Below are 4,767 nucleotides of genomic sequence, written 5' to 3'. Positions count from 1 at the left end.
ACTCACCGATGCCTCTAGACGTTATGGTAAGCCCATTTACCTAATTTCTGATGAAACCTTCAGCCGGATTGTGTTTGATCAGCAGCCTTGTCCTAGCCCTACCCAGTTTTACCCATTTTCTTTCTTGGTCTATGGTTACAGCAAGACCTTCATGGCTCCTGGTCAACGCATAGGGTATATTGCTTTACCATCCACTATGCCCAATCGGCAAGAAATCAGGCGAGTGATTGGCATCTTACAACAAAGTGCTTTTGGTTGGTGTTATCCTAGTGTATTAATGCAGTATGCCCTAGGGGACCTGGAGCAACTCAACCTGAATATCGAGCATTTACAAAAAAAGCGAGATTGGATGGTCAAAGCACTGCGGGACATCGGTTACAAGCTCCGCACCCCTGATGCAACATTCTTTCTATTGGTGCGCTCCCCTTGGCAAGATGACTGTGCTTTTGCCGAGTTACTGGCCAGTCACGGCGTCTTTGTCTTACCTGGAACGCCACAGGAAATACCAGGTTATTTCCGCATCTCCCTGACTGCCAGCGAAGAGATGATTTCCAGTGCCCTGCCCAAATTCCAAGCTGCGATCGCATCTATTGATACTGCCCAGTCGTTGTGATGGGGATTGTATAGCGCTACCCTTAGCGTCACAAGTCACAAGTAATAAGTAGTCGGACAAAAGTAAAATTAACTGTTGAAATAGGGAGCAGGGACTTCGGAGCAGGGACTTCGGAGCAGAGGGGCTTTTGGCAACTTTACACAAGTTAATACAGCGATGCAGCTTGTAGGGTGGGCAAAAAGCGATGCAGCGCGGTCTTGGGGGTTTCCCCCACTCGCTATTGCATCAAGACACAGTTTGCTTGTTTTAAGTACTCACGAAATGATGACTTTGCCCACCCTACTGAAATAATCAGAAAACTGCGAGAAACGCTAGTATTTTATACTTTTTTTGAAGGCAATAACTACAACTGGAAAACCCACTAATATTGCTATAGCTAGATCTATAGCGTTGATCATAGCTATGAGGTACACATTATTTTTCGCCTATTGCTAGCATGCCTATTGCCTATTGCCTGCTCCGAAGTCCCTGCTCCGAAGTCCCTGCTCCCTACTCCCTGTTATTGTGAATTTTAAGTAAAGTTTTTTTAAAGGTTTGTTAAAGCAAAAATGAAGACCTTAATCCTGCTGGTGCTAGGGGGAATATAAGGTTTTTTTGTGAATTTTTAGTTAACTCTTTAAAAAGAGTTTTTAAATCAAGAAACCTGAAATATATTTTTTGATTTAATTAAAAAATTCGCTAGCTTATTGATTAACATGAAACCTCGGATTTCCCGACTGGTGCCAGCAAGTAGCGTTGTGCTGTATTCTCTACTAGCTGCAACTACGGCATTAGGGCAAATTACCCCAGATAATACCCTAGGGGATGAAAGCTCTGTAGTAACCAATCTGAATATTAACGGGATTGTAATAGATTTAATTGAAGGTGGGGCGATTAGAGACAGTAATCTCTTCCACAGCTTTTCAGATTTCAATGTGGCGGAGTTCGGGCGAGTTTATTTTGCGAATCCTGCTGGAGTTGCCAACATCCTGAGTCGGGTAACGGGAGGTAATGTTTCCAATATTTTGGGAACCCTAGGCGTGTTGGGTAATGCTAATTTATTTGTGATCAATCCCAATGGTATTGTCTTCGGTCCCAATAGCAGACTGGATGTGGGAGGTTCATTTTTTGGGAGTACTGCTGATAGTGTGTTGTTTGACGATGGCACAGTATTCAGCACTAAAAATCCCAATGAAAAACCGTTGTTGACCATTAATATTCCATCTGGGTTGCAATATGGTTCCAATCCAGGGACTATTACTAATCAATCTGGTCTGTTTCGGGTACCAGATGGTCAAACATTGGGGCTAATTGGTGGTGAGGTTACTATTCCTAGTGGCATTAATGTTGCATTGGATGGACGGATTGAGCTGGGGAGTGTTGGTGCTAATGGTGTGGTGAAGCTGACCCCAACCGATACGAGTTTTGAGTTGGATTATTCAGGAGTTCAAGGGTTTCAGGATATTAGTTTGTCTGAGGGTGCTGTTCTTGATACCAGTGGCATTGGTGGTGGGAGTATCCAGGTGCAGGGGAGTAATGTGAGTTTACGCGATCGCTCTTTTGTTTTTGCGGATACCATCGGAAGTGAGAATGGCGGTGGGATAGAAGTTCGGGCTTCACAATTGAGTCTTGAGGGTGGTTCTCGGATAACTACGGATGTAACTGGCTCAGGGCAGGGCGGAGATTTGACAGTGGATGCCACTGAATCTGTGCGATTAATTGGTGTATCGCCTGATGGTACTCTCAGCTCTTTGGGAGCCAACGTCATTCAAGGAGCAACAGGAAATTCGGGAGATGTGAGGATTACCACTGGGCAATTAATAGTCTCTGATGGAGCATTTGTTTCAGCTGACACTTTTGGTGAAGGGGACAGCGGAAATTTGACTGTGGATGCCTCCTCTAGGATTCAAATGATTGGTACAACAGCCAATGGTCAGTTTCCCAGCGGCTTGTTTTCTCAAACTGTAGGGACAGGAAATGCCGGAAATGTGAGTATTACCACTGGGCAGTTAATTGTCTCTGATGGAGCACAAGTTAATGCTAACACTTTTGGTGAAGGGGATGGGGCAAGCTTAAGTGTCAATGCCTCCTCTAGGATTCAACTGATTGGTACAACAGCCGATGGTCAGTTTGCCAGCGGCTTGTTTTCTCAAACTGTAGGGACAGGAAATTCAGGAAATGTGAGTATTACCACTGGGGAGTTAACGGTTTCTGATGGAGCAGTTGTTTCAGCTGGGAGTTTTGGTGAAGGGGATGGGGGAAATTTGACTGTTAATGCCAACTCTAGTGTTCAAGTGATTGGTACCTCAGCCGATGCTATGATTCGCAGCGGCTTGTTTTCTCAAGCTAATTCAAGAGCAACAGGAAATGCAGGAGATTTAACTATTACCACTGAGAAGTTAATAGTCTCTGATGGAGCATTTGTTTCAGCTAGGACTTTTGGCCAAGGAAATGCAGGAGAGTTGAAGATTACCACTGGGCAGTTAATAGTCTCTGATGGAGCACAAGTTTCAGCTAGCACAAGAGCTCAAGGGAACGGCGCAAATTTGACTGTGGATGCCTCTGAATCTGTTCAACTTGTTGGTACCTCAGCCTCGGGTGAGTTTTCCAGCGGCTTGTTTGCTCTAACTCAAGGGACAGGAAATGCAGGAGAGTTGAAGATTACCACTGGGCAGTTAATAGTCTCTGATGGAGCAGTTGTTTCAGCTAGCACAAGAGGTGAAAGGAACGGGGGAAAGTTGACCGTGGATGCCTCTGAATCTGTTCAACTTGTTGGTACCTCAGCCGATGGTAGGTTTCCCAGCCGCTTGACTACTCAAACTGAAGGGACAGGAAATGGGGGAGATGTCAGTATTACCACTGAGCAGTTAATTGTCAAAGATGGAGCAAGAGTTTTAGCTAATACTTTTGATGAAGGGGACAGCGGGAATTTGACAGTGGATGCTTCCTCAAAGGTTCAAGTGATTGGTACCTCAGTCGATGGTCGGTTTAGCAGCGGCTTGTCTGCTCAAGCTAATCCAGGCTCAAAAGGAAATGCCGGAGAGTTGAAGATTACCACTGGGGAGTTAATCATCTCTGATGGGGCACAAGTTTCCGCTAGCACTTTTGGTGAAGGAGATGGGGGAAATTTGACAGTGGATGCCTCATCTACGGTTCAACTGATTAGTACAACAGCCGATGGTCGGGGTGTCAGCGGCTTGTTTACTCTAACTGAAGGGACAGGAAATGCTGGAAGGTTTTTGAAAATTACCACTGACAAGTTAATCATCTCTGATGGAGCACAAGTTTTAGCTGGCACAAGGGGTCTTGGGAATGGGGGAAATTTGATTGTGAATGCCTCATCTACGGTTCAACTGATTGGTACCTCAGCCTCGGGTGAGTTTTCCAGCGGCTTGTTTACTCAAACTGAAGGGATAGGAAATGCCGGAGAGTTTTTGAATATTACCACTGACAAGTTAATCATCTCTGATGGAGCAGGTATTAGTGCTAGAAGCACTCAACCGAGAACTTTAGCAGGCGAAGTAAAGATTAATGCCAATTCCATCTTCCTTGACAACAATGGCAGGATCACAGCAGAAACAGCAGCAGGAGAGAACAGCAATATTGACAACAGCAATATTAAACTCTTTTCCCGTGACATCCGACTCCTCAACCGAAGCTTGATTCTAACTGACGCTAAGGATACAACCACTGGAGGAAATATAGAAATTAATACTGATACCCTAGTCGGTCTCGGAGATAGCGACATCACCGCCAATGCTCAACGAGGCTCAGGAGGTCGTGTTGAGATTGAGGCTCAAGGCATCTTTGGTTTAGAGTTTCGAGACCGTCCAACTCCAGACAATGACATCACTTCCACCTCCGACCGTGGCTCATCCTTCAACGGTGACGTAATTCTCAACATCACCCAGGTAGACCCCACTTCAGGCTTAAACGAATTGCCAGGAATCCTGGTCGATGCAGAAGCTATCCTGGCCAATGACCTTTGTGGCTTTGAGAATAATCGGATTGCTGGGGGCAGTTCCTTTACCATTACCGGCAAAGGCGGATTACCACCGACTCCAGAGGATCCAGTGATTAATGCCCACAGAACAGTCAGGTGGCGAACTCGTCCCAGGTTACCCAGCACCAGACAACCATTACAAGCGCAACCGTCAGTGAAACCCCGTCAAGAC

At 45.6% G+C, this 4,767-nt stretch carries 2 protein-coding genes; both read left to right on the top strand.

Translation table 11 applies throughout. The features are described from left to right. Nucleotides 1–613 (top strand): aminotransferase class I/II-fold pyridoxal phosphate-dependent enzyme (locus F6K49_RS35545; RefSeq protein ID WP_293104338.1); only part of this gene is annotated, 613 nt, incomplete at its 5' end. 695 nt (nucleotides 614–1,308) lie between these two features. Further along, the coding region (locus tag F6K49_RS35540; RefSeq protein ID WP_293104335.1) for a filamentous hemagglutinin N-terminal domain-containing protein at nucleotides 1,309–4,767 on the top strand (3,459 nt) is incomplete at its 3' end.

Source organism: Moorena sp. SIO3I6 (assembly GCF_010672095.1).
This window is presented reverse-complemented; position numbering and strand designations above follow the sequence as displayed.